This is a genomic window from Pseudooceanicola profundus, from assembly GCF_054919315.1.
In genome coordinates, this window is record NZ_CM142898.1 from 630783 (window position 1) to 655406 (window position 24624).

Genomic DNA, 24624 nt, shown 5'->3' on the forward strand with positions numbered 1-24624 from the left:
CGGGAGGGCCCAGACAGGAGAGGCCGTGCGGGGCGGCACCGTTGCAAGGGGGGCTGTCTGCCCCCCGGGGCTGCGCCCCTCCCCCCGAGGATATTTGCGAAACGGAAAGGGAGGTGGAGCCGGGGGCCGACGACGCGGCGGTGGGCGCGGCCCGGGGCCTTGAACGCGGGGGGGTCAGGCGGGCCGCCTTGGGGCACGCCCGTGCCTCGGTCCCGCGGGAAGACGCCAAGCAAAAAGGCGCGTCTCCGGGGGGAGATCGCGCCTCTGCGCTTCACCGCGGGGCGGGGGCTCAGCTCATGCCGAGCGCTTCCTTGTACATCTCGAGGATCGCTTCTTCCTCGGCGATGTCGTCCTTGTCGCGCTTGCGCAGCGAGATCACCTTGCGCATGACCTTGGTGTCGTAGCCGCGGCCCTTGGCCTCTGCCATGACTTCCTTCTGCTGCTCGGCGATGTCCTTCTTCTCGGTCTCCAGCCGTTCGTACCGTTCGATGAACTGGCGCAGCTCACCCGCGGTCACGCGGTAGTTGGCCTCCATTGCGTCGTCTTCCATCGCACACCTCTGTCTTGCCTGAGTGCCCCTAGCTAGCCGCCCGCGCGGGCCACGGCAAGTCCCGGCAGCCTGTCCCGGCAGGCTTGCGCGGAGCGGGCCAATCCTTTAGGCGCGGGGAACGCCACGCGACGGCTCTGCAAGAGGGAACGAGACCGCCATGCAAACGCTTATCTGGGGCGGCGCCGCCCTGTCCCTGGTCGGCCTCGTCGGCCTCGTCTGGGCCATCGTGCAGGTCAGCCGCGCCCGCCGTGCCGGTCTCGACGACGAGGCCCTGCGCGAGGTGATCCGCAAGGTCATCCCCCTCAACCTCGGGTCGCTGCTGCTGTCCGTGCTCGGGCTGGCCGTGGTGATCGCGGGGATCCTGCTGGGCTGAGCCCGCCCCCGCCACCGACGACGACGCCCATGGGCGGCCCGGTGGCGGCCCCGTGGCGACCCATTGACCGTGAGCCCGCAGTACGCCGGGTGCGGCGTCAGCCGTTCATCCGGTCGAAGACCACGCCCTCGCGCTGGAGCTTCACCAGCAGCGGATGGGGCGTCCAGAGCGCGGGGTTCAGCGGGGCCAGCGTGCGGCACCGCTTGACGTATTCGAAGAGACCGCGCAGATCGGCGGCCTTCATCGGCCCGCCCGTGGCCGGCGCATAACCGAGCCCCATCAGCGCCACCGCGTCCAGCACCAGCGGACGGGCCACGAGGCCCCGGTCCAGCAGGCAGGTGCCGGTGTTCACCACCGCAGCGAGGCAGGCGCGCCGCACGTCCACAGGGGTCCAGGCACCATCCTCCCCCGAGCCCGGCCCCAGCCCGACAGGCGCATCCGGCTCCTCCGCCGGGAGCTCCGGCTCCGGCGCGCCACGCTCGGCCAGCCGGCGCAGCGACATCCCCCCGGGATCGCCGAACCGCAGCCGGGCCCGGGACAGGGTCTCGGCCGGATATTCCGTGATCATCTGGTAGGGCCCCCGCCGCATGCCCCAGTTGCGCATCGCCGCATCGACCTGCGCCGGTTCGATCCCCCGCGCGGTCAGCGCATCCGCCGCCGCCAGCAGGGCCGCCGTCAGCTCGATGCCCGTGAAGGCCGCGGAGCCGGAGGGATAGACCCGCACCACCCGACGGCCGAGCGCCGTGGCCAGGCGCACGGCCCCGGCCACCAGCGCCGCGTCCTCGCCCTCCGGGGCCGAGAGCTCTGCCAAGGGCGCCGGGAAGGAGCGGTGCGCGAGCGCGAGCCCCCCGACCCTGTCCTTGAGCGCGGCCGGCGCAAGGGCCGCGACATTCAGATGGTGGGTCAGCGACAGGATCGGGGGTGGCCCGCCAAGGACCCGCCCCAGCATGGACAGGGCGGAGAGCGCCGCACGCTTGGCCTTCTCGGTATCCGGGGCACCTTCGACCAGCACGCTCTGACCGGCGAGCGAGGACATGTCCGGGGACAGCTCCAGCAGGCGCAGCACCTCCGCCGGTTCCAGCCCGGCGCCGAGGCTGCGCGCCTCGCCCATGGTTTCAAGGGCGCGGGTCACGTCGCGCACCAGCCGCTCGCGCGCCGAGGCGTCGGGATCGGCCAGCCGGACAGACAGCCCGGCGACCAGCATCTCGGCCACCGCATGGGCCGCCAGCGGCCCGGCATAGGCCACCCCCACGGTGGTCAGCGGATGGGCGCGCTCCTTGAGCGCCATGGAGGCGGCCCGGCGTTCGGCCTTGCGGGCATGGCGCAGGGCGGCGGAATGGTTGCTGTCGACCAATTCTTCGTAGACCGTCGCCTCGAGCTCCAGCCCGGCCTCGAACGGCATGAGCTGGACGGCCTCGACGCAGTTCACCACCTCGAGCTCGGCCCGGCGGTGCGCGGCGAGATAGGCCGCGCGACGCTTCTCGATCGCCTGAAGAAAGGCCTCGCTTTCCTCCAGCCCGCCGGTGCGGGCCCCGCTGCGCGGCCAGTCGCCCCGCTCGGCCAGACGCAGGGCCGCATCCAGCGCGGCCCGGGGCGTGGTGGCGGGCTGGCGGACCTCGTCCACGATCAGCCGGAAGGCAGGCCAGCTGGGCCCCGCCGCCTGCCGCGACAGGATCAGGTTCAGCGCCGCCTCGCCCCCGACGAGACGCGGCAGCCGCTGGGTGCCCCCGGCCCCGGGGATCAGGCCGATGCCGAGGTCGGGCAGCGCCAGACGCACCCGGTCGGTACCCACGCGCCAATGGGCGGCAAGCGCCAGCTCCAGCCCGCCGCCGCTGACCAGACCCGCCAGCCGCACCACGACCGGCTTGGGAAAATCCTCGATCCGGCGGTTCAGGTCGCCAAGCGTGATATCCTGCAAGCCGTCATCGTATTCATTGAGCGTGAGACCCGAGGCAAAGACCTCGTCCGTGCCCTCGATCACGACGGCGCGGACCTCCTCCGCCTCGGCCCGGTCCAGCGCGGCGGCCAGACCATTGCGCATCCGGGGCGTCAGCGCGTTGATGGGCGGGTTCGCGAGCGTGATGATCGCGACGCGCTCCTCTGTCCGGTAGTTCACGCTGGCTGCCAAGATTGCCTCTTTCCGTCTTCGCCCCTCTGTGGCCGGGAGACTGGCCGGGCGCTTCACTGCGGTCGCGCAAGAATTCAGCATACAACCATGAATGGCAAGAGCCCTGCGCGGCGCCGTCCCCAGTTTCATTGCCCGAACAAATGAAAACCGCCCGTTCGCGGAACGGGCGGCTGCTCTTCGAGGGGCCCGGTGTCAGCCACCGGGCAAGTGGCGTCACACCGGCAGGTTGTCGAAGCGCGCCTCGATGGCCTCGTTCGTCAGTTCGTCCTGGAGACGCCGCAGATGCGACGGCACCTCGGTGCCATGATGCGAAAAGTCGGTGACCAGACGGTTCAATCCATCGAGATGCACGTGCCGCGTCCCCGGTGCGGCATTGGCGATCTGCGACTTCAGCTCGGACAGCCTGGTTTCGAGTTCTGCATGAGTCATCAAAGTTCCTCCCTTGACCAAGTGGCCCCCGGGCGTCGTCACGGCCGGGGATCCTCCATGCCCGCGTGGTGGCGGTGGCGGCGTCCCCTCCTCGAACGCACAGCCTGCATGGCCACGTTAGACTAGGGACGCCCGGCGCCTCTGCCAACCGCCCAAATTGGCGCAGGGCCTCAAAAGGAGCCCACGGGCGCATAGACTTGCCAAGCCGCGGCGCGGCATTGCCGCTGCGTCGCAATCGCCGTGTACTCACGAAACCGCCCGCGGGGCCTTGCACCGGCCCTTGCATCATATGCAAAGTTTGTTATATGTTATCGCAAAGCAGAGGAACACCGTCATGAAACCCATTGTTCACGCCTTCTTCGACGAAGCCACGAACACGATTTCCTACGTCGTCCGCGAGCCCGAGGGCCGCGCCGCCGCAGTGATCGATTCGGTTCTGGACTTCGACTATGCCTCCGGCCGCACGGACACCCGTTCGGCAGATGCGATCATCGCCTTCGTCAAGGAAAACAACCTTGACGTTCAATGGCTTCTGGAAAGCCACGTCCATGCGGACCACCTCTCGGCCGCGCCCTATATCCAGCGCGAGGTGGGCGGCAAGATCGGCATCGGCAACAACATCCGCATCGTGCAGGACACCTTCGGCAAGGTCTTCAACGAAGGCACCGAGTTCCAGCGCGACGGCTCGCAGTTCGACGCGCTCTTCGCCGAGGGCGACAGCTTCCACATCGGGCAGCTGCGCGGCGACGTTCTGCATACACCGGGCCATACGCCAGCGTGTCTGACCTACGTGATCGGAGACGCCGCTTTCGTGGGCGATACGCTCTTCATGCCCGATTTCGGCACCGCCCGGTGCGATTTCCCCGGCGGATCGTCGGCCACGCTCTTCGAATCAATCCAGAAAATCCTGTCTCTTCCAGACGAAACGCGGATCTTCGTGGGCCACGACTACAAGGCGCCGGGCCGCGATGACTACGCCTGGGAAACCACCGTGGGCGAGCAGAAGGCGCTCAACATCCACGTGGGCCAGGGCAAGTCGGCCGAGGATTTCGTTGCCATGCGCGACGCCCGCGACGCGACGCTGGCCATGCCCAAGCTGATCATCCCCTCGCTGCAGGTGAACATGCGCGCAGGCCAGATGCCGCCCGCGGACGAGAAGGGCGATGTCTTCCTCAAGGTGCCGGTCAACAAGCTCTGATCCCGGCCCGCTCCATACGGTCTGGGCGGGGGCCGCACGGCCCCTGCCCGCTCCTCCTCCAACAAACGGAATACCCTCATGCCAATGGACTGGATTCTCGGTCTCGCCGGCGGTCTGCTGATCGGAACGGGCGGCGCGGTCTACCTTCTCTTCAACGGACGGATCATGGGTGCCTCGGGCATCATCGGCGGTCTCGTGGACGGCTCGGGCCGGGACACGGCGGCGGAGCGGATCAGCTTCCTCGCCGCGGTCTTCCTGCTGCCGCTGCTGCTGACGCCGGTCTTCGGGCGGGTCGACACCCACCTGACGTCGAACGTCCTCGTCATCGCCATCGCGGGCCTGCTGGTCGGCGTGGGCACGCGGTTTGCCAATGGCTGCACCTCCGGTCACGGGGTCTGCGGCATCTCGCGGCTGTCGCTGCGCGGCATCGTGGCCACGGTCTTCTACATCCTCGCCGGCGGCCTCACCGTGGCGATCTTCCGTGAAATCCTGGGGGTGATCTGATGCGCAATCTCTATGCCTTCCTCGCCGGCGGCCTGTTCGGCACCGGCCTCTATGTCTCGGGCATGACCGACACCGCCAAGGTGCAGGGCTGGCTCGACGTCTTCGGCGCCTGGGATCCCACGCTGGCCTTCGTCATGGGCGGCGCGATGATCCCCATGGCGATCGCCTGGCTGATCGCGGAGCGCGCCAAGGCCCCGGTGGCCGGCGGCAGCTTCCCGGCGAAGCCCGCCCCCAAGCTGGGCCGCAACCTGATCCTCGGCTCAACGCTCTTCGGCATGGGCTGGGGCCTTGTCGGGCTCTGCCCGGGGCCGGCCATCGCCTCGCTGTCCTACAACGGGCTCGGCGGCGTGATCTTCGTCATCGCCATGGGCGCAGGCATGCTCGCCACGCCCGCCTTGCGGAGCCGTCTGGACAGGGCGGTGCCTGCTGAATAAGGCTTTGCACATGGAACCTCGTCACATCACCCCCCGCTATTCCGTGAGCCCGCAGATCCTCCCCGAGGACCTGCCGGCGATCAAGGCCGCAGGCTTCACCCGCGTGATCTGCAACCGTCCCGACGCCGAGAACCCGCCCGAGCTGCAGGCCGCCGCCATGGCCGAGGCCGCGCAGGCGGCGGGTCTCGACTTCGTCGTTCTGCCGCTGACGCACCAGACCATGACGCCCGAGAACATCGCCAAGCAGGAGGCGCTGGTGGCCGAGGCCGAGGGCCCCGTGCTGGCATATTGCGCCTCCGGCACGCGCTGCTCGGTGATCTGGTCGCTGGGTCAGGCCGCGCAGGGCGTCCCCGCGGACGAAATCCTCACCGCGACGGCCAAGGCCGGCTACGACCTGTCGCAGCTGCGTCCGCGTCTCGAACAAGGCTGAGACCCGGAGCGAGCCCCGGACTGCGCGGCGGCCTGAGCCTCGGCCCAGGCGTCGCACGGCGTTCAGGTCAGCGCGCGGATCACAATCGGATCGCGTCCCGGCCCGGCGCCACCTGCCCGACCGCGTGAACCGGTCCCGGCGAGCGCCCCCTCGCCTCGCGCGAACCACCCTTCCGGCGCCGGCCCTTGCCGTCGCGCTTAAGATCACACCGGCGTCCGGCCCCTGACAGGGCCGGGCGCCTATTTCGTCACTCGAAGTCCGACAGGTCCGCCATTGGGAAGCCGGACATCGGCAAAGGTTCGAGGTCCTCCTCCTGCGGCCCGAGGCCCGGGAGGTCCGAGAGGTCCGGCAGGTCCTCGAGCGCCTCGACCCGTGGCGACGGGTCCGGAACATCTGGCGGGGGCTCCGCCACCTCGGGCTCGGGCGCAGGTGGGGACGTGGAGGCCGCCGCCATCGCCGGGGCTTCCGCCCGTGGCTCTGCCGCCTCCCCCGCCTCGGAGAGCCTGCGCGCGGTACGCGCCCCCTCTTCGGCGGAGAGGCGGACCGCCCGGGCCCCGTTCATCTGCCCCAGCCGCACCTTCAGCACCCGCTGCCGGCCCGGACCCAGCAGCATCGTGCTGCCAAGCGCCGCGCGCGGGATCGGCAGCACGTCGCCCGGCTTCAGCTTCAGGAGCGCCTCCCACGGCAGCGACAGCCGGTGCAGTTCCGCCGTCAGCTCCGCCCGTGCCTGCCCCACGACCCGCGCCATCGGCGGGCCGTCTCCGGCCTCCTCCGGCAGGGGCGCGGCGCGGGGCTTTTCCCTCTCCGGCAGGAGGATTTGCAGCCCGCCCTCACGCTGCCCGGCGAGGTCCAGCTCCAGCCTGAGCCGGTGATAACCGCCCGCGTCCAGCGCCAGCCCCAGCATCCGCGGCCCCTCCATCATCGCACCGAAGCGGTAGCCGGTGAGCCAATAGCCCTCCTCGGAGGCCTCCAGCAGCCCCTCCAGCGCGGTGAAGGCCGCGTCGATCAGCGGTGCGGTCAGCGCGGCATCGGTGCGGGTCGGGCGGCGCGGGTCGGGCGGGGAGCGCAGCAGGCGGCCCATGGTCTGCATTTCCACCAGCGAGGACATCAGCGCGAAGTCGAGGCTCATGGCGCCCGACAGACCCTCCGGCCCCTCCAGCAGGAGGGTCAGCGCCGCCTCCGGCAGCTCGGCCACGGCATCCTCCAGCGGCAGCTCGTCCACCTCCAGCCGGCGCACCGCGAGGGCGAGGTCCAGCGCCTCGTCCGCGGCACGGGCGAGGGCAAGGCGCAGCGCCTTGTCAGGCGACAGGACGCGCGCCTGATAACCCTCGCGCGCAGCAAGGGTCTTGCGGCGCAGCACGGCGTTGGATGACGTTTTTCCCATTCTCTCCGCCAGATGTGACGCGGGCATTCGCGCCAACCTAGGACGAGGATGGTTACGATAGGCTTTACCCGGCTATTGTGCAGCCATGGCCCGGGCGAGCGGCATCGTCACCCGGAAGGCCGCCCCGCCCTGCCCCGGCAGGTAGCCGATGGTGCCCCCCAGCCGCTGCATGATCTCGCGGCAGATGGCGAGGCCAAGGCCCGCACCGCCTGCCTTCTGCTCGCCCACGCGGGCGAATTTCTCGAAGATCACCGTCTGCTGGTCAGTCTCGATCCCGGTGCCGTTGTCGATGAAATCCACGATCAGCGTGCCGCCGCGCTGCCGCACGTGGATCGAGAGTTCGGGCCGCTCCGCATCGCAGTATTTCGCGGCATTGGCGATCAGGTTGATGAAGACCTGCCCCAGCCGGTCGAGGTCCGTGGTGAGCAGCAGTGTCTCGGCCACGCGGTTGCGGCGGATGCGCAGCCGGTCCGCCGCCCCGCCGGTCGCGGAAATCGCATGGTCGATCAGCGCCGAAAGCCGCCCCTCCTGCAGGTTCAGGCTGATCTGGCCGTTTTCCAGCACCGAAAGGTCCAGCAGGTCATCGAGCAACCGCGTCAGCCGCACCGCCTCGTCGTGGATGATCGAGGCATACTTCAGCCGCTGCTCGGTCCCCAGCCCGTCGGTGTCGCGCAGGATCTCGGAAAACGCGCGGATCGAGGTCATGGGCGTACGCAGTTCGTGGCTGATCTGGCTGAGGAAGGCGTCCTTCTGCAGCGACAGCTGGGTCAGCTTGTCGTTCGCGGCGCGCAGTTGGCGCGCGGTGCGGGTCAGCTCCTGCGACTTGGCTTCGAGCTGGCTGGAATATTCCATGATCTGCGCGGTCTCATCCGCCACGGCCATCAGGTCCTCGACCGAGACGACGGCCCCGCCGGTCAGCTGGCCGACCATCGCATGGGCCGTCGCGGCCCCGACCGAGCCTGCCAACTCGCGCTCCAGCGCCTGAAGGAAGCCCGGCGTCGGGTCCGGGAGGTAGCTGGCAAGGCCCTGCGCCCGCGCCTCCCGCAGGAAGAGCGCCTGCGCCTGTGCCGGGCCGAGGATGCGCTGCGACATCATCAGCAGGTCCTCGGTCTGGACCGGGCCCGCGGCACCGCGGCCCGGGCTCTCGGAATACTGGTAGACGTTGACGAACTGCGCGCCCTGCAACCGCTCCACCGGTGTCGGGAAGCCCATGAGAGAGACGATGACGAAGGACAGCGTGTTGAAGAACAGCGACCAGAGCGCGCCATGCACCAGCGGGTCGATCCCCTCGATCCCGAAGAGCGCCTCGGGCCGCAGCCAGCCCAGACCGAAGGGCCCGGCCTCGAGCACATGGACCGGGATCACCACGCCATCCCCGAAGCCCGGCAGGAACAGGCACCACGTCCAGATCGCCGATCCGACGATGAGGCCCGTCATCGCGCCATTGCGCGTGGCCCCGCGCCAGAAGATGCCGCCCACGAGCGCCGGCAGGAACTGCGCCACCCCCGAGAAGGAGATCAGGCCGATGGCGGCCAGTGCCTCGCCCCCGCCCGAGACGCGGTAGTAGATGTAGCCCAGCAGGACCACGCCCACGATCGAGACCCGGCGCGCCAGCATGACCACGTGGCGCACATCGCCCGAGACCACGGCGCCGCCGCCAGTGACGCGCAGCCAGATCGGCATGACGATATGGTTCGACACCATGGTCGAGAGCGCGATCGAGGCCACGATCACCATCGAGGTCGCCGAGGAAAAGCCGCCGATGAAGGAAAGCATGGCCAGCCCCGTGCGCCCGTCGTGCAGCGGCAGGGTCAGCACGAAGAGGTCGGGGTTTGATCCCTCCGGCAGCAGGTCGAGGCCCATGACGGCAATCGGCACCACGAAGAGACTCATCACCATCAGGTAGGCCGGGAAGGCCCATGTGGCGGTCTGCAGGTGGCGCTCGTCCTCGTTCTCGACCACCAGCACCTGGAACATGCGCGGCAGGCAGAGGAAGGCGGCGGCGGAGAGGAAGATGAGACCGGCCCAGCGACCGTTGACCATCTCCCACCGGCCGATGGGCGAGGCGTCGATCCGGGCCAGCGTTTCGGACAGCCCGCCGCCAAGCCCCCAGATGACGAAGACCCCCACGGCGACAAGGGCGCAGAGCTTCACCACCGCCTCGACCGCGATGGCCATGACGACGCCGTGGTGACGTTCGTTCGCATCGAGGTTGCGGGTGCCGAAGAGCACCGTGAAGAAGGCCAGCCCCGCGGCCACCCAGAGCGCCGTGCTGCTGCCGCCGGGCAGCGTGGTAGCCGGGTCCATCGCGGCAAAGGCGGCAAAGGACAACGTGACCGACTGCAATTGCAGCGCGATATAGGGCGTGGTGCCCACCACGGCCATGATGGTGACAAAGACCGCGAGCCGCGTGGACTTGCCATAGCGGGACGAGATCAGGTCCGCGACCGAGGTGATCTTCTGGCTGCGCCCGATGCGCACCATCTTCCGCACGGCCCAGAGCCAGCCGATCATCGCCAGCGAGGGCCCGAGGTAGATCGTCAGGTACTCCAGCCCCGAGCGCGCGGCGTAGCCGACCGCGCCGTAGAAGGTCCAGGCGGTGCAGTAGATCGAGAGAGACAGCGTGTAGACCAGCGGCGAGCGCAGCCAGCCCACGCGCCCGCGCAGCGCCGCCCGCTCCGCCGCAAAGGCCACGAGGAAGAGCAGCGCGACATAGGCGAGCGAGACCGAGAGAAGGAGATTGAGCGAGGCCATCTAGCGCCCGTCCTCCTCCGGTCCGGACGAGGCCGGCCTGCCCTTGGTCGATGCGTCCCCGGCAGAGATGTCCAGTCCGGAGGCCTCCAATCCGGAGCCGCCCTGTCCGGAGCCGCCTCCCCCGGCCGGGGACATGCCTTCCCGCAGGCCGTAGGCCTCTGCCGGAGTGGTGTCCGCATCCATGGGCACGATGCTGCTCGGGACGAAGGGCCCCGCCAGATCGTCCTCCATGACCCAGGCCTGCCGGCTGCCCGGCAGGGTTTCCAAAACGCCATCCGCAGGCAATGCCGCGCTGCGGGCGCCGGCCTGTCCGCGGGACAACAGCCCTGCGGTGACGGCCAGCCCGGCCCAGACCCCGAAGATGTAGAACATCGCCCGGCTGACCGGCAGGCCCTCGGGCCCCTCGGTCCAGAGCAGAGGCAGCAGCATCAGGATGATCCCCAGCACCGGCAGGAAACGCATCGCGTCCCCGCGCCGGCGCAGCCGGTAGCTCTGACGTTCGAGAAAGACGGTCTGGCGGCTTTTCATGGCGTCGTCATCGCGTGCTGTCCCGCCCCTCCTCTGCGCCCGCGGACCGGGCTCAGGCCCCGATCAGCTGGTTCACGGCGGCCAGCACCTCGGAATTGGAGAACGGCTTGGTCATGAAGCGGCTGGCGCCTGCGGCCTCGGCCATCTCGCGGTCGCGGTTCTGGCCGCGCGCGGTCAGCATCAGCACCGGCATCCCCGCCGTCGCCTCGGCCCCGCGCAGGTCACGCAGGATGTCATAGCCGGAGCGCCCCGGCAGCATCACGTCAAGAATCACGAGATCCGGCATCCGGCTGCGCACCGCCTCCACGGCGTCCTCCCCGTTCGAATGCGTCGCCACCCGCCAGCCATCGCGCGACAGGATGAACCCGATCGCCTCGATGATATTGGGCTCATCCTCGATCACGAGAACATTCTTGCTCATCCGGCCCTCCCCCTAATGAGCGTGTCATATCTTGTTCTTATTATCCGAGCGACTATCGCCTGTCGCGCCCGGAGTGTCAAAGATTGCGCCGCGCAGGGCATTTTCTTTACCAATCTTTACCGCGCGTCGTTGCCGCGCACGCCCCCCACGAGGGGCCCGTCGTTGCGCCCCTTGGGGAAAGCAGGACTGGCCGCCCGGCATGTCGGCCCTCGAACAGCTGACCTGGCGTCTGCCCCACGAAGCGCCCAAGTGCCGTCCCACGATGCGAAACATGCCCCAAAAGTGCCTGATTGCAGCCCTTCTCTTCACTCAATCGTAAATAGAATGTTTCCCATAGAGCACTCCCCAAATCCGAGCACTCCCCCGGGATAGAATAAGAAGAGAGACCTGAGAAAATGCTGTCGAACAAAGAGTTCCTTGCTCAGTTTGATAAGCAGGCCAAGGCGGCGCAGGAAAGCGCGCCCCGTGCCAGCAAACTGTCGCTGCGTATTGTCCTGCTCGCCGGACTTGCCCTGGGCATTGCCGCCCACTGGGCGTTCAGCACCATGCAACATGTCCGCCAGGTGGCCCTGATCGACGGGACCATCGTGCCGCTGGACTCCAGTTCCCTCGCTTCGATCCAGCCCTATATCCGGCCCAAGAAGCCGACCGATACCTGCGATCCGATGAACACCATCGACGGCACCGCCGTCGGCAGCTGCGCCATGCTCTGGCCGCTGGACCGGAGCCGCCTCTGGCAGGCCCGCGCCTCTTCCGAGGAATGCGCACTGGTGCGTCAGGACCGCCCGTTCCGCATGGCGATCTCCGAGACCAACGGCACCAAGCTCGATACCTTCGCGACCGAGTTCAGCTGCCCGCTGGTTCCGCTTGCCATGGTGCCGGAGTACACGCCGCACGCCTTCCACCATCAGGCCAACATCCTCGAGACGCAGGCCGGCGTGGATTACCGCAAGACCGGCGCCTACATGCTCTATATGCTGCCGAGCCGCGACAGCGACGGCACGGACCGCAGCCGCTACCTGATCTTCCACACCGGCGGCCAGAGCGGCACCCGCCTGATCTGGGCCTCCGACAGCTCGGAAATCGGCTGGGGCTCGCAGGCCTACAGCATCTACCAGAACGGCCAGTTACAGCCCCTCTCCTCGGGCGACCCCCGCTGGGACGTGGCGGTCAAGGCCCTGACCGACGCCAATGCCGAGGGCTGCGAGAGCTTCATGCTCAGCAGCGGCGGCGGGGCGCATTGCTTCGACAGCCGCAGCACCTGGCGGATAGACTTCGACAAAGGCACCGCCCAGCCGACGTCCTTCTGACCCGACCTGCTCTTCTCCCGGACATCAAGACACCGCCTGACCCCCGTCAGGCGGCGTCTCCCATGAGGGAGGGCTCCCGTCGGCCCGGGCAATCGCTGCGCGGACAGATCCGGCACGTGACGCCCACGCGCGGCGCCTCCTCCGCCTCGTTCGGGCCGGGGACCCGGGGCAGGATCAGCATATGCGCCTCGAAGAGCGGTTCGCGGTTCAGACGCGGCGCGCCCTTGGGCTGCGCCACCGCATAGGTCAGGAAGGCCCCTTCGCTGCGCCCGGCCAGACGGACGGGGCGGCGCATGGGCATCATCGGGCGGCTGAGGCTCTGGAACAGCGGCCAGAGCGGACAGGCGGTGCCGAAACGCGGCAGCGGGAAGCCCTCCAGCGGGCGGCGGAAGGTCAGCGTGCCGGAGCCGTCGCAGATCACCAGCCCCACCTTGTCCAGCGTCCCCTCCCCCGGCGGCAGGCTCGCCAGCCGTCGCAGCACGCGGGCGGTATCCGTCCCGAAGGCGTCGGCAAGCGCGGCGGGGTTCAGCGTCTCGGGGGTCTTCGGCAGTTCCGGCAGCAGGCGCGTGGCGGGCAGATGGCGGGCATCCTCGGCGTAGCGTTCCAACAGCGCCTGCGCCATGGCGCGGGCCGTGCTGCTGGTCAGCTCCTCGGCCTCCGCCACCAGCCGCGCGGGATCACCGCCGCCGCCCGGCTCCAGCGCCGGGAAATGGAAACTCTGCGCCGTGAAGAAGGCCTCGACCTCCTCCTGCGGAACGCTCTGCGCGGTCTCCCGGGTCTCGCCCGCGTCCAGTTCCGCCACCAGCCGCTGCGCCCCCTCGGCCAGACGGCGGCTGTCCTCGGAGATGTTGCGGTGAAACCGGTCCTGCCAGTCGGGCTCCAGCTCGGGCGTGTCCACGAGGATCGAGGCGGTGGAGCGGATCGCCGTGACGGTCGAGAGCACCTCGTGCAGCGAGGCGGCCAGATGCGGGTCGTGCGACAGCCGGTCGGTCAGCGCCTCGACCTCCTGCTCCATCGCCGCCAGCCTCCGGTAGCCCCCGGCAATCAGCTGCGCCCAGCCGGGGAAACGACCTGCGAACTCCTCGATCCGATCCAGTTCGGCGCCCGCCGCGGGACGTTCGGCGGCCGCCTCCCGCAGGGTCGCGATCAGCGCGGCCTCGGCCCCTTCGCTCAGGTGCGAGGGCTCCACCTCCAGCGCGGCGGCGATGTCGAGCAGCAGTTTCCCGCCGATTCTGCGCCGGTTGTGCTCGATCAGGTTGAGGTAGCTGGCCGAAATCCCGGCCTGCCGCGCCAGTTCGGCCTGCCGCATGCCCCGCATGATCCGGCGTTCCCGGATGCGGCTGCCTGTGAGCGTCGTTCTCGCCATGGATGATTTCCCTGCCCTTTCAACGCGTTTCTGCGCTGCCGAATAAGAACCTTTACGGAATTCTACAGCATACTGTTCATTTGTTTACAAAAAAATCGAACCAAACAAAGCAGTTGTTGCGATATTTTCTTACGCCTTGCCATAATCATTTTGCACGAGAGTGCACGGGCGCGCGGAGGAGGCGCACCCAAAACCTTTAGGGAGGAAATCAATGACGAAGAACATCCTGACTCGCCGTGGCGTGCTCAAGACGGGGGCCGGTGTCGGCGCCACGCTCGCCGTCCCGACGCTGTTCACCGGGGCGGCCTGGGCCAGCTACATGAACGAGCCGACGGGATCATCCGTGACGCTGGGCTTCAACGTGCCCCAGACCGGCCCCTACGCGGATGAAGGCGCGGACGAGCTGCGCGCCTACCAGCTGGCGGTCGAGCACCTGAACGGCGAAGGCGACGGCGGCATGCTCCAGACCTTCAGCTCCAAGGTGCTGGAAGGCAACGGCATCCTTGGCAAGAAGGTGGAATACGTCACCGGCGATACGCAGACCAAGTCCGACGCCGCACGTGCCTCGGCCAAGTCGATGATCGAGAAGGACGGCGCCATCATGATCACCGGCGGCTCGTCCTCGGGCGTGGCCGTCGCGGTGCAGGGCCTGTGCCAGGAGGCCGGCGTGATCTTCATGGCCGGGCTGACCCACTCCAACGACACCACCGGCAAGGACAAGAAGGCCAACGGCTTCCGCCACTTCTTCAACGCCTACATGTCGGGCGCGGCGCTGGCGCCGGTGCTGGCGGCGCAATACGGCACCGACCGCAAGGCCTATCACCTGACCGCCGACTACACCTGGGGCTGGACGCAGGAGGAATCCATCGTCGCGGCGACCGAGGCGCTTGGCTGGGAAACGGTGAACACCGTCAAGACCCCGCTGGCCCAGACGGACTTCTCGTCCTACATCGCGCCGGTCCTGAACTCGGGCGCCGACGTTCTGGTGCTGAACCACTACGGCGGCAACATGGTCAACTCGCTGACCAACGCCGTGCAGTTCGGCCTGCGTGAAAAGATGGCCAACGGCAAGCAGTTCGAGATCGTGGTTCCGCTCTTCTCGCGCCTGATGGCACGCGGTGCGGGCGAGAACATCAAGGGCATCCTCGGCTCCACCAACTGGCACTGGTCGCTGACCGATGAGGGCACCAAGGCCTTCGTGAAGTCCTTCGGCACCAAGTACGGCTTCCCGCCGAGCCAGGCCGCGCACACCTGCTACGTGCAGACGCTGCTCTATGCCGATGCCGCCCAGCGCGCAGGCAGCTTCAACCCCTGCGCCATCGCAGAGGCGCTGGAAGGCTACGAGTTCGACGGCCTCGGCAACGGCCCGACGCTCTACCGTGCCGAAGACCACCAGTGCTTCAAGGACGTCCTCGTGGTGCGCGGGAAAGAGAACCCGACCTCGGAATTCGACCTTCTGGAAGTGGTCGAGGTCACCCCGCGTGCGCAGGTGGAATACGCCCCGGATCACCCGATGTTCGCGGGTGGTGCGCTCGGGTCGTGCAACCCCGGCGCCTGATCGCCACCGCCTCAAGGGGGCGCGCCAGCATCCCGGCGCGCCCCTCCTCTCCGGTCCTGCCCCAGGGCTCTGGCCGGGACTGACATCGCGGTAGGGTGCGTCACGGCGCACCCCCGTCTTTCCCCGAGAGAGAGACAATGGACGCCATCATCCTTCAAATCCTGAACGGCCTCGACAAGGGCTCGGCCTATGCGCTGATCGCCCTTGGCCTGACGCTGATCTTCGGCACGCTGGGTGTCGTGAACTTTGCCCACGGGGCGTTGTTCATGATCGGCGCCTTCTGTGCCGTTACCCTCAACAAGCTGTTTTCGCTGAGTTTCGAGACAGTCGATCCGACCCGGACCGACTTCCTCGGCAACCCGCTGAAGGTGAAGACGCCCTACCTCGTCGACTGGTTCGGCCCGGAGGTGGGCGCCTCGCTGATCGACTGGGCGGTGCCACTGTCGATCCTGTTCTCGATCCCGATCATGATCGGCATCGGCTTCGCCATGGAGCGCGGGCTGATCAAGCATTTCTACAAGCGCCCCCATGCGGACCAGATCCTCGTGACCTTCGGCCTCGCCATCGTGATGCAGGAGCTGATCAAGCACTACTACGGCGCGAACCCGATCCAGACGCCCGCGCCTGACGCCTTCCGCGGCTCGCTCGACTTCGGCGTCCTGCTGGGCTTCGATCCGAACGTGATCATCTACCCCTACTGGCGCCTCGTCTACTTCGCCTTCGCGGCGGTGATCATCGGCGGTGTCTTTGCCTTCCTGCAGTTCACCACCTTCGGCATGGTCGTCCGCGCCGGCATGGCGGACCGCGAGACGGTGGGCCTGCTGGGGATCAACATCGACAAGCGCTTCACCATCATGTTCGGGCTGGCCGCCGCCGTGGCCGGGCTTGCGGGGGTGATGTACGCGCCGATCAACTCGCCGAACTACCACATGGGCATGGACTTCCTCGTGCTCAGCTTCGTCGTGGTCGTTGTGGGCGGCATGGGCTCGCTTCCGGGCGCCGTCGCGGCAGGCTTCCTGCTGGGCGTGCTCGAGAGCTTCGCCTCGATGAACCAGATCAAGTCGCTGCTGCCCGGCATCGACCAGATCATCATCTACGTCGTCGCCATCGTCATTCTGCTGACCCGTCCCCGTGGCCTGATGGGCCGCAAGGGCGTGATGGAGGACTAAGCCATGCTCGGTCTCAACAAGAAAGACAGCACCCTGCTGCTGATCGTGGCGGCCATGGTTCTCCTGGCGCCGTTCATCCTCAACCCCTTCCCCGCCGACAGCGCCATGGCGCAGTTCAACGCGGGCTACCCTGACCTGATGCAGCGCTTCGTGATCTTCGGGATCTTCGCCATCGGCTTCAACATCCTCTTCGGCCTGACCGGATACCTGTCGTTCGGCCATGCGGCCTTCCTCGGCGTGGGCTCCTACTCGGCCGTGTGGATGTTCAAGCTGCTCAGCATGAACGTGATCCCGGCGATCCTTCTCGCGGTTCTCGTCTCGGGTGTCTTCGCGCTGGTGATCGGCTTCGTCTCGCTGCGGCGTACGGGGATCTACTTCTCGATCCTGACGCTGGCCTTTGCGCAGATGTCCTTCAACCTCGCCTACTCGGTGCTCACCCCGATCACCAACGGCGAGACTGGCCTGCAACTGACGCTGGACGATCCGCGCATCCTCGGCGTCTCGGCCACGGCGGATGGCGGTATCCCCGTCACTTCGCTCTTCGGGATGGAGATGCGCTCGACCTTCACGCTCGACGCAGGCGCATGGCTGTTCCAGTTCAACACCGGCTACTACTTCTGCGGCGCGGTGCTGCTGCTGGCCTTCTACCTCGCGATCCGCATCTTCCGCTCGCCCTTCGGGCTGATGCTGCGGGCGATCAAGTCGAACCGCACCCGGATGAACTACACCGGCCTGAACACCAAGCCCTACGCGCTTGCGGCCTTCGTGATCTCGGGCATGTATGCCGGTCTGGCCGGGGGCCTGATGGCCTCGATGGACCCGCTGGCAGGCGCCGAGCGGATGCAGTGGACGGCCTCGGGCGAGGTGGTGCTGATGACGATCCTCGGCGGTGCGGGTACGCTGATCGGCCCGGTCCTGGGCGCGGGCTTCATCAAGTACTTCGAGAACATCTTCTCGAAGATCAACGAAGGCGTCCTGCACCAGTGGTTCGCGTTCCTGCCCGACGGGATGGAGAACGGCGTGGTCTGGGTGGTCGAGCATTTCGTCGGCCCCGGCTGGCACCTGACGCTGGGCCTGCTCTTCATGCTGGTGGTGACCTTCCTGCCCGGTGGCCTTGTCGAAGGGGGGCAACGCATCGCGCGCCTCTTCCGCCGCAAGTCCACGGAGCCGCAGGACGGCGCCACCCAATCCCACCCTGCCGAATAAGGAGAGACGCTCATGGGCATCCTTGAAGTCAAGAACGTCAACAAGCGCTTCGGCGGGCTGAAGGCCCTCTCCGAGGTCAACCTCAGCGTGGCCGAGAACACGGTCCACGCGATCATCGGGCCCAACGGGGCCGGCAAGTCGACGCTGCTCAACTGCCTCGTCGGCAAGCTGATCCCGGACACCGGCTCGGTCATGTTCGACGGCCAGTCGGTTCTGGGGCGCACGCCCTACGAGATCAACCAGATGGGCATCTCCCGCGTGTTCCAGACGCCCGAGATCTTCGGCGATCTGACGGTGATGGAGAACATGATGATCCCCTGCTTCGCCAAGCGCGACGGGGCCTTCGAGATGAACGCGCTTGCCGGGGTGGCCCGGCAGCGTGACATCCTCGAACGGGCCGAGCAGATGCTGGTGGACATGCGGATGGCCGACAAACGCAACATGCATGCCGCCTCGATGTCCCGCGGGGACAAGCGGCGTCTCGAAATCGGCATGTGCCTTGCCCAGGAGCCGCGTCTGCTGCTGCTGGACGAGCCGACCGCGGGCATGGCACGTGCCGATACCAACAACACCATCGACCTGCTGAAGCAGATCAAGGAAGAGCGGGATATCACTATCGCAATTATTGAACATGACATGCATGTTGTGTTTTCCCTCGCGGAGAGGATTACTGTCCTCGCGCAGGGCACGCCGCTGGTGGAGGACATCCCTGCCAACATCAAGGGGCACCCCAAGGTCCGCGAAGCGTACCTGGGCGAAACGGCCGCCGCGGCCTGAGGAGGAGGACGCGGCCAGGTGGGACAGACCCGCCTGCCGCCGTCCGAGGAGGAGAGAACATGAACGTCAAACCGGACTTCTCGAAGGGCATCAATCACGCGATGACCGCGCCCGCGTTCCTGTCGGTCTGGAACGTCGAGGCCTATTACGGCGAGAGCTACATCGTCCAGAACGTCAGCTTCAACGTGCACGAGGGCGAGATCCTCGCGCTGCTGGGGCGCAACGGGGCGGGCAAGACCTCGACCCTGCGGGCCATCGCGCGGATGGACAGCCCCGCCGTCACCCGCGGCGAGATCTGGCTGGATCACGCGCCGCTGCACACCATGTCCAGCTGGCAGGCCGCGCAATCCGGCATCGGGCTGGTGCCCGAGGATCGCAGCATCATTCCCGGCCTGACGGTGGAGGAAAACCTGCAACTCGCCCAGATCGCCCCGCCCATCGGCTGGTCCATCGACCGGCTCTATGACCTCTTCCCGCGCCTCGGCGAGCGCCGCAAGCAGGAGGGCGTGACGCTCTCCGGCGGGGAGCAGCAGATGCTGGCGATTGCCCGCGCCCTGGCGCGGGACATCAAGGTACTGCTGCTGGATGAACCCTACGAGGGCCTCGCCCCCGTCATCGTCGACGAGATCGAACGCACCCTGCGGATCATCAAGGAGCAGGGCATCACCACGATCCTCGTCGAACAGAACGCCGTACGCGCGCTGGAACTGGCCGACCGCGCGGTGATCCTCGACACCGGCTCCATCGTCTTCGACGGCACCGCCGCCGAGGTGCTGGGCAACGAGGAACTGCGGGCCGAGTACCTCGCCATCTGACACCCCGCGCGGCCTCCCCCCGGGGGCCGCGTCTCTCCCATCGTTCCAAACCCCAATGCTCGAAACCCAAGTGAAGGCAAAGTCAACATGACGGACCAGACCTATCCTCCCAGTGCGGAATTTGCGGCGAACGCCCACATCGATGCGGCGAAATACGCCGAGATGTACAAGGCCTCGATCGCGGACCCCGAGGGCTTCTGGGCTGAACAGGCGCAGCGTATCGACTGGATGAAGCCCTTTACCAAGGTGAAGGACACGAACTTCACCCTCGGCGAAGTCTCGATCAAGTGGTTCGAGGACGGCACCCTGAACGTGGCCGCGAACTGCATCGACCGGCACCTCGCCAAGCGCGGCAACCAGGCCGCGATCATCTTCGAGCCCGACAACCCGGGCGAACAGGCCCAGTCGATCACCTACCGCGACCTGCACCGCCGCGTCTGCCGGATGGCCAACATCCTCAGCGACATGGGCGTGCGCAAGGGCGACCGCGTGGTGATCTACCTGCCGATGATCCCCGAGGCCGCCTATGCCATGCTGGCCTGTGCCCGGATCGGCGCCATCCATTCCATCGTCTTTGCCGGCTTCTCGCCCGATGCGCTCGGCGCGCGGATCAACGGCTGTGACGCCAAGGTGGTCATCACCTCCGACTATGCCCCGCGCGGCGGCCGCCAGACCCCGCTCAAATCCAACACCGACGCCGCCCTGCTGCACTGCAAGGACACGGTGAAGGTGCTGATGGTGCGCCGCACCGGCGGCCAGACCACCTGGGTCGAGGACCGCGACCACGATTACAACGAACTGGCACTGGAGGCGGACGACTATTGCGCGCCCGTGGAAATGGATGCGGAAGACCCGCTCTTCATCCTCTACACCTCCGGCTCCACCGGGCAGCCCAAGGGCGTCGTGCACACCACGGGCGGCTACCTCGTCTACGCCGCGATGACCCATGAACTGGTCTTCGACTACCACGACGGCGACGTCTACTGGTGTACGGCGGACGTGGGCTGGGTCACCGGGCACAGCTACATCGTCTATGGCCCGCTGGCCAATGGCGCCACCACGCTGATGTTCGAGGGCGTGCCCACCTACCCCGATGCGGGCCGGTTCTGGGCCGTCTGCGAGAAGCATTCGGTGAACCAGTTCTACACCGCCCCCACCGCGATCCGCGCGCTGATGGGCCAAGGGACCGAATGGGTCGAGAAATACGACCTCAGCAGCCTCAAGGTGCTGGGCACCGTGGGCGAGCCGATCAACCCGGAAGCCTGGAACTGGTACAATGACGTGGTCGGCAAGGGCAACTGCCCCATCGTCGACACCTGGTGGCAGACCGAGACGGGCGGCCACCTTCTGACCCCCCTGCCCGGCGCGACCCCGGCCAAGCCCGGCTCGGCCACCACGCCCTTCTTCGGGGTGCAGCCGGTGGTGCTGGACGCCCATTCCGGCACCGAGATCGACGAGACCGAGTGCGAAGGCGTGCTGTGCATCAAGGACAGCTGGCCCGCGCAGATGCGCACCGTCTGGGGCGATCACGAGCGGTTCGAGAAGACCTATTTCTCGGACTACAAGGGCTACTACTTCTCCGGTGACGGCTGCCGCCGCGATGCGGATGGCTACTACTGGATCACCGGGCGCGTGGATGACGTGATCAACGTCTCGGGCCACCGGATGGGCACCGCCGAGGTCGAATCCGCCCTCGTCGCGCATTCCAAGGTCGCCGAGAGCGCCGTTGTCGGCTACCCCCACGCCATCAAGGGTCAGGGCATCTATGCCTATGTCACCCTGATGAACGGGGTCGAACCCTCCGACGAGCTTCGCAAGGAGCTGGAAACCTGGGTCCGGACCGAGATCGGCCCGATTGCCAAGCCCGACCTGATCCAATGGGCCCCCGGCCTGCCCAAGACGCGGTCGGGCAAGATCATGCGCCGTATCCTGCGCAAGATTGCCGAGAATGACTACGGCGCCCTTGGCGACACCTCCACGCTGGCGGACCCGGCGGTGGTGGACGACCTGATCGACAACCGGATGAACCGCTAAGCCAGTTCGCCCGCTCGCTTCAGTTCCCCGCACCATGCCTGCCGAGAGGGGAGGCAGGCGTGGTGCGGGCAAGCAAGCCAGCCAGACGTTCAGGCAACTGGACGTTCAGCCAGCCACACGGCTTGGATCCTTTGGAGCTTGAGATCCTTTCAAGCCTGGGTCCTTTGGAACGGGGTCGGTCACCATGCCGGCCCCGTCCTGCTTTTCTACGCCTGATTCCTAAACGCATCGTTGCGCCGTGCCGGCAGGCGAGGCGCCGCCGGTTCCCTTCGGGGCCCGAAATAATTGCCGGAACCGGACAGAGGGGCGCGTGTTGTCTGCCCAGATGGACATGACAACCTTGAGGAGTACGACCATGACCAATGTGAAAGCTATCCTGCTCTCCGGTGCGGCCGCCCTTGCACTTGTTTCGGGCCCGGTTGCCGCCCAGACCGCCGACGTGACCACGGACACCGAGATGTCCACCGACAGCGCCGACACCAGCGTCACGCTGCAGAACCAGACCGCCGCCGAGGCCGACGACGAAAGCCTTATGGATCAGGCCGCCGACGCCACCGGTGACGCGATCGACGCCACGGGCGAGGCCCTCGAGGACGGTGCCGATGCCGCCACCGACATGGCTGAAAGCGCGGGCGAAAGCATCGAAGACGGTGCCGAAGCCACCGCGGATGCCGCCGACAACGCGGGTGACGAGATCTCGGAAGAGGCCTCGGAGCTGCAGCAGAGCGCCGAGAACTCGATGGAGAGCGACACCACCGTCGAAGCGGACAGCTCCACGGATCTGGCCGTGACCGAGGACGACACGGAGATGACCCCGGGCGACGATGTGGCCGGTGAAGAAATGGCCAATGCCGTCGAAGTGGAAGCCGGTTCCATGGTCGGCACGCAGGTGATGAGCTCGGCCGGCGAAGAGATCGGCGAGATCGACCAGTTCGTCCGCGTCGACAATGACGTGATGGCCGTGATCGGCGTCGGCGGCTTCCTCGGCCTCGGCGAGCACGAAGTGGCCCTTCCGCTGAGCGACCTCGACGTGGAAGGCGAGAACGTCACCGCCTTCGGCTACACCGAGGAGCAGCTGAAGAGCATGGCCGAATACGACAAGGAGACCGCGCAGGCTGTCGAAGACAGCGAAATCGTCTCCTTCGGCCGCTCGTAAGCGACGCGCCTGACCCTGCCCTTCGGGGCAGCTGAGAGAGAGAAATGGCCGCTCCGGGACACCGGGGCGGCCGTTTCGCATCCCTGCCCCTGCGAGATGGTGCTCACGATTGCGTTTCCGCCTTCTTTTCACTGCGGATCGCTTCGCCTATAAGCGCACGTGAACAAGGGCCACCTGCAAGAGCCAAACTGCACTGGCCGCCGATGTAGCGATCGAGGAACCCATGACCAATAACACGCATGACGCGGATGTGGCCTTCATCAAGGCGCTGGCCGAACTGCTGCGCGACAACGACCTGACCGAACTGCAGGTCAAGCGCGACTACGGCGAGGACGACAGCCTGAACGTGCGCGTGAGCCGCAAGATGGAAGCCGCCCCGGTGACCTATGCCGCGCCCGTCGCGGCCCCGGCCCCTGCCGCAGCGCCCGCCGCTGCCGCCGCCCCGGCTGCTGCCGCCGGCGAAGCAGAGGACCCCGCCAGCCACCCCGGCGCGGTGACCTCGCCCATGGTGGGCACCGTCTACCTGCAGCCCGAACCCGGCGCACCCGCCTTTGCCAAGGTCGGCGCCACGGTGGATGAAGGTGACACCCTGCTGATCGTCGAAGCCATGAAGACCATGAACCACATCCCTGCCCCGCGCAGCGGCGTGGTGAAACGCATCCTCGTCGAAGACGGCGGCGCGGTAGAGTTCGGCACCCCCCTGATGATCATCGAATAAGGCCCGTGCCCATGTTCGATAAAATCCTCATTGCCAACCGGGGCGAGATCGCCCTCCGCGTCATCCGTGCCGCGCGCGAGATGGGCATCCAGACCGTCGCCGTGCATTCCACCGCGGATGCGGATGCGATGCACGTGCGGATGGCGGACGAAAGCGTCTGCATCGGCCCGCCCTCCTCGACCGACAGCTACCTGCGCATCCCCTCGATCATCGCGGCCTGCGAAGTGACCGGTGCGCAGGCGATCCACCCGGGCTACGGCTTCCTGTCCGAGAACGCGGCCTTCGTGCAGATCCTCGAAGACCACGGCATCACCTTCATCGGCCCCACCGCGGAACACATCCGCATCATGGGCGACAAGATCACCGCCAAGGACACGATGAAGGCGCTCGGCGTGCCCTGCGTGCCCGGCTCGGACGGGGGCGTGCCCGACGTCGCCACCGCCAAGCAGATCGGCGCCGAGATCGGCTACCCGGTGATCATCAAGGCCACCGCCGGTGGCGGCGGTCGCGGCATGAAGGTGGCGCAGAGCGAGAAGGACATCGAACGCGCCTTCTCCACCGCGCGTTCGGAGGCCAAGGCCGCCTTCGGCAACGACGAAGTCTATATCGAGAAGTACCTCACCACCCCGCGCCACATCGAGATCCAGGTCTTCGGTGACGGCAAGGGCAAGGCGGTGCACCTGGGCGAGCGGGACTGTTCGCTCCAGCGGCGCCACCAGAAGGTCTTCGAGGAGGCCCCCGGCCCGATCATCACCCCCGAAGAGCGCGCCGCCATCGGCAAGGTCTGCGCGGACGCGGTGTCCAAGATCAACTACGCCGGTGCCGGCACGATCGAGTTCCTCTACGAGAAGGGCGAGTTCTACTTCATCGAGATGAACACCCGTCTGCAGGTGGAACACCCGGTGACCGAGGCGATCTTCGGCGTGGACCTCGTGCGCGAACAGATCCGCGTCGCCGAGGGCTATCCGCTGTCCTTCGGTCAGGACGACCTGACGATCAACGGCCACGCCATCGAGGTGCGGATCAACGCCGAACGCCTGCCCGATTTCGCGCCCCGCCCGGGCCGGATCTCGCATTACCATGCGCCCGGCGGCCTTGGGGTTCGGATGGACAGCGCGCTCTACGACGGCTACTCGATCCCGCCCTACTACGACAGCCTGATCGGCAAGCTGATCGTGCACGGCCGCGACCGGCCCGAGGCGCTCGCCCGCCTGCACCGCGCGCTCGGCGAGCTGATCGTGGACGGCGTGGAGAACACCGTGCCGCTCTTCGACGCGCTGCTGCGCGAGCCGGACATCCAGTCGGGCAACTACAACATCCACTGGCTGGAAAAGTGGCTCGAAACCGCCTTCAAGGCAGACTGAGCCCGCTCCGCCACCGGC

Annotated in this window: 23 protein-coding genes; 15 read left to right on the forward strand and 8 right to left on the reverse strand. The window is 67.4% G+C overall.

The annotated features are described in order from the left end of the window. Window positions 1-289 precede the first annotated feature (289 nt). Window positions 290-550, reverse strand: a complete 261-nt coding sequence (locus tag ACX9MO_RS02810) for a DUF2312 domain-containing protein (protein ID WP_222492409.1) — start codon at window positions 548-550, stop codon at window positions 290-292. A gap of 157 nt (window positions 551-707) precedes the next feature. Here ACX9MO_RS02810 and ACX9MO_RS02815 point away from each other — a divergent pair, with 157 nt between their 5' ends. After that, window positions 708-923, forward strand: coding sequence for a hypothetical protein (locus tag ACX9MO_RS02815; RefSeq protein ID WP_222492407.1), 216 nt, complete (start codon window positions 708-710; stop codon window positions 921-923). 97 nt (window positions 924-1020) lie between these two features. Here ACX9MO_RS02815 and ACX9MO_RS02820 read toward each other — a convergent pair whose 3' ends face one another. Beyond that, window positions 1021-3051, reverse strand: coding sequence for an enoyl-CoA hydratase-related protein (locus ACX9MO_RS02820; RefSeq protein ID WP_462213481.1), 2031 nt, complete (start codon window positions 3049-3051; stop codon window positions 1021-1023). 213 nt (window positions 3052-3264) lie between these two features. Then, window positions 3265-3480, reverse strand: a complete 216-nt coding sequence (locus tag ACX9MO_RS02825) for a hypothetical protein (protein ID WP_222492403.1) — start codon at window positions 3478-3480, stop codon at window positions 3265-3267. Window positions 3481-3814: 334 nt separating this feature from the next. Between ACX9MO_RS02825 and ACX9MO_RS02830 the strand changes: the two genes are divergently transcribed. The 4 genes from ACX9MO_RS02830 to ACX9MO_RS02845 all read left to right on the forward strand — a co-directional run bounded on the left by ACX9MO_RS02830 (window position 3815) and on the right by ACX9MO_RS02845 (window position 6046). Further along, entirely contained in the window at window positions 3815-4678 is an 864-nt protein-coding gene (locus ACX9MO_RS02830; protein WP_222492401.1) for an MBL fold metallo-hydrolase, read from the forward strand. 78 nt (window positions 4679-4756) lie between these two features. After that, on the forward strand, window positions 4757-5182 hold the full coding sequence (locus ACX9MO_RS02835; RefSeq protein WP_462213482.1) for a YeeE/YedE family protein: 426 nt from the start codon (window positions 4757-4759) through the stop codon (window positions 5180-5182). Further along, window positions 5182-5616 carry a DUF6691 family protein gene (locus tag ACX9MO_RS02840; RefSeq protein WP_222492397.1) on the forward strand — a complete coding sequence of 145 codons (435 nt, stop codon included), beginning with the start codon at window positions 5182-5184 and terminating at the stop codon, window positions 5614-5616. Before ACX9MO_RS02835 ends, ACX9MO_RS02840 begins: the two co-directional genes overlap by 1 nt. A 10-nt stretch (window positions 5617-5626) precedes the next feature. After that, window positions 5627-6046 carry a protein tyrosine phosphatase family protein gene (locus ACX9MO_RS02845; RefSeq protein WP_222492395.1) on the forward strand — a complete coding sequence of 140 codons (420 nt, stop codon included), beginning with the start codon at window positions 5627-5629 and terminating at the stop codon, window positions 6044-6046. Between the two features lie 247 nt (window positions 6047-6293). On the opposite strand, the gene ACX9MO_RS02850 is transcribed toward ACX9MO_RS02845, so the two are convergent. The 4 genes from ACX9MO_RS02850 to ACX9MO_RS02865 form a co-directional block, all read right to left on the reverse strand. Then, window positions 6294-7430 (reverse strand): FliM/FliN family flagellar motor switch protein, encoded by a 1137-nt coding sequence (locus tag ACX9MO_RS02850; RefSeq protein WP_462213483.1) that lies wholly within the window; start codon window positions 7428-7430, stop codon window positions 6294-6296. 72 nt (window positions 7431-7502) lie between these two features. Beyond that, entirely contained in the window at window positions 7503-10184 is a 2682-nt protein-coding gene (locus ACX9MO_RS02855) for an ATP-binding protein (protein ID WP_462213484.1), read from the reverse strand. Beyond that, window positions 10185-10712, reverse strand: coding sequence for a hypothetical protein (locus ACX9MO_RS02860; RefSeq protein ID WP_462213485.1), 528 nt, complete (start codon window positions 10710-10712; stop codon window positions 10185-10187). 52 nt (window positions 10713-10764) lie between these two features. After that, complete coding sequence (locus tag ACX9MO_RS02865; protein WP_222492390.1) at window positions 10765-11133, reverse strand: response regulator transcription factor; 369 nt, start codon at window positions 11131-11133, stop codon at window positions 10765-10767. 395 nt (window positions 11134-11528) lie between these two features. Here ACX9MO_RS02865 and ACX9MO_RS02870 point away from each other — a divergent pair, with 395 nt between their 5' ends. Continuing rightward, window positions 11529-12443, forward strand: coding sequence for a hypothetical protein (locus tag ACX9MO_RS02870; protein ID WP_222492389.1), 915 nt, complete (start codon window positions 11529-11531; stop codon window positions 12441-12443). Between the two features lie 46 nt (window positions 12444-12489). Here the strand turns inward: ACX9MO_RS02870 and ACX9MO_RS02875 are convergent, their stop codons facing one another. Beyond that, window positions 12490-13809 carry a helix-turn-helix transcriptional regulator gene (locus ACX9MO_RS02875; RefSeq protein WP_222492388.1) on the reverse strand — a complete coding sequence of 440 codons (1320 nt, stop codon included), beginning with the start codon at window positions 13807-13809 and terminating at the stop codon, window positions 12490-12492. Window positions 13810-14020: 211 nt separating this feature from the next. Here ACX9MO_RS02875 and ACX9MO_RS02880 point away from each other — a divergent pair, with 211 nt between their 5' ends. The 9 genes from ACX9MO_RS02880 (at window position 14021) to accC (ending at window position 24606) form a co-directional block, all read left to right on the forward strand. Beyond that, window positions 14021-15367 (forward strand): substrate-binding protein, encoded by a 1347-nt coding sequence (locus tag ACX9MO_RS02880; protein ID WP_462213486.1) that lies wholly within the window; start codon window positions 14021-14023, stop codon window positions 15365-15367. Window positions 15368-15504: 137 nt separating this feature from the next. Beyond that, on the forward strand, window positions 15505-16536 hold the full coding sequence (locus ACX9MO_RS02885; RefSeq protein WP_222492386.1) for a branched-chain amino acid ABC transporter permease: 1032 nt from the start codon (window positions 15505-15507) through the stop codon (window positions 16534-16536). 3 nt (window positions 16537-16539) lie between these two features. Next, entirely contained in the window at window positions 16540-17742 is a 1203-nt protein-coding gene (locus ACX9MO_RS02890; protein WP_222492385.1) for a branched-chain amino acid ABC transporter permease, read from the forward strand. 12 nt (window positions 17743-17754) lie between these two features. Next, a complete protein-coding gene (locus ACX9MO_RS02895) occupies window positions 17755-18519 on the forward strand; it encodes an ABC transporter ATP-binding protein (protein WP_222492383.1) in 765 nt (254 codons plus the stop codon). A 59-nt stretch (window positions 18520-18578) separates the two neighbouring features. After that, a complete protein-coding gene (locus ACX9MO_RS02900) occupies window positions 18579-19334 on the forward strand; it encodes an ABC transporter ATP-binding protein (RefSeq protein ID WP_222492381.1) in 756 nt (251 codons plus the stop codon). An 87-nt stretch (window positions 19335-19421) separates the two neighbouring features. Continuing rightward, complete coding sequence (acs, locus tag ACX9MO_RS02905) at window positions 19422-21368, forward strand: acetate--CoA ligase (protein ID WP_222492379.1); 1947 nt, start codon at window positions 19422-19424, stop codon at window positions 21366-21368. Window positions 21369-21723: 355 nt separating this feature from the next. Further along, window positions 21724-22524 (forward strand): PRC-barrel domain-containing protein, encoded by an 801-nt coding sequence (locus tag ACX9MO_RS02910; protein WP_462213487.1) that lies wholly within the window; start codon window positions 21724-21726, stop codon window positions 22522-22524. Between the two features lie 223 nt (window positions 22525-22747). Next, window positions 22748-23242, forward strand: coding sequence for an acetyl-CoA carboxylase biotin carboxyl carrier protein (gene accB / locus ACX9MO_RS02915; protein ID WP_222492374.1), 495 nt, complete (start codon window positions 22748-22750; stop codon window positions 23240-23242). An 11-nt stretch (window positions 23243-23253) separates the two neighbouring features. Continuing rightward, a complete protein-coding gene (accC, locus tag ACX9MO_RS02920) occupies window positions 23254-24606 on the forward strand; it encodes an acetyl-CoA carboxylase biotin carboxylase subunit (protein ID WP_462213488.1) in 1353 nt (450 codons plus the stop codon). The last annotated feature ends 18 nt before the right edge of the window (window positions 24607-24624 follow it).